The following is a 1,264-nucleotide window of genomic DNA, read 5'->3' on the forward strand; positions in this document are numbered from 1 at the left end:
TGAAGTGCACCCCTTAGAATAGACATTGGAAAAACCCCTTGGTTTAACCGATGAATTTCTAGGGGGTGCATTTTTAATGGCTATTAAAGGTCAAAAGTTTAAGACGTATTCCGAGGAACTCAAGGTGGAGGCAATTCGCCTGCACGTAGAGGAAAAGTGGACGTATCGGCAGATCAACGATCATTTCGGAATCCAAGATCAGGGTCGGATGAAGCGTTGGATGCGAAAATACCGTGAGAAAGGTGAGTTTGGTCTATTGGATCAACGAGGAAGGCGGAAAGAATATTTAGATCAGGAGCGATATGTTCAGCAGTTGAAACGGGAGAATACGATGCTAAAAAAGTGTTTGGAAATCTGGATGCGGGAGGGAAAGAACAGCGCTTCAAGCTCATTGAGCAAGCAGCGGACATCGGCCAAGTAGCTGAATACTGCCAACTCCTTGGCGTCTCTAGAAGTGGTTACTACGCATATTTGAAGCGGAAGAACAACGACCCAGACGCCGGTGCTAAACGACTCATCCGCACGGTGTATAAACGCTACGAAGGAAGGTATGGCTACCGGCAGATCCAGCTGTTCTTGTGGCAGGATGAAGGTGTATGGATGAATCACAAGAAGGTGCTGCGCCTTATGCAAAAGCTCGGTCTTCAAGCCAGCATTCGCCGGAAACGTCGATTTAATATGACATACCAGGCTGCCGAGCGTGTAGCTGATAATCTGCTTAAGCGAAATTTCACAGCCGAAAAACCAAGCCAGAAATGGGTGACGGATGTGACTCAATACCGGGTAGGCGAACGCTGGTTGTATCTCTCAGCAGTCAAAGACCTATTCAATAACGAGATTGTGGCCTACCAACTTAGCGAACGTAACGACAATGAGCTGGTCCTCCAGACCTTTGCCAAGGCATTTGCAAAGCAAAAAGACGTGACCGGATTGGTCGTTCACAGCGACCAAGGGTTCCAGTACACGTCTCATGCTTACCACGACATGCTGCCAAAGGTTGGCGCCCAAATCAGCATGTCTCGCCGGGGCAATTGCCTAGACAACGCCTCCATGGAGAGTTTCTTCTCGCATCTCAAAACGGAAGGACTCTATCCCTATGATATACGAAATCTGGCAGAGGCACAAAGACGAATTGAGAAATACATACGTTTTTACAACCGAAGACGACCACAGCGTAAATTAAACAAACTGACGCCGGTAGAGTACCGACGCCAGTTTCTAGCTTAGGTGTTTTTTCAATGTCCACTAAATGGGGTCTTGACCA

The 1,264-nt window shown here is 47.6% G+C and carries 2 protein-coding genes; both read left to right on the forward strand.

The window, feature by feature from the left end; translation table 11 throughout:
* The first annotated feature begins 76 nt into the window (after window positions 1–76).
* Window positions 77–421: a helix-turn-helix domain-containing protein gene (locus K331_RS0122465; protein WP_028592002.1), complete on the forward strand. Its 345-nt coding sequence runs from the start codon at window positions 77–79 to the stop codon at window positions 419–421.
* On the forward strand, window positions 343–1,227 hold the full coding sequence (locus tag K331_RS0122470; RefSeq protein ID WP_169445793.1) for an IS3 family transposase: 885 nt from the start codon (window positions 343–345) through the stop codon (window positions 1,225–1,227). The genes K331_RS0122465 and K331_RS0122470 overlap by 79 nt, the downstream gene beginning before the upstream one ends.
* Window positions 1,228–1,264: the final 37 nt, after the last annotated feature.

Origin of the sequence: Paenibacillus massiliensis subsp. panacisoli DSM 21345 (assembly GCF_000426545.1) — a bacterium.
GTDB lineage: Bacteria > Bacillota > Bacilli > Paenibacillales > Paenibacillaceae > Paenibacillus > Paenibacillus panacisoli.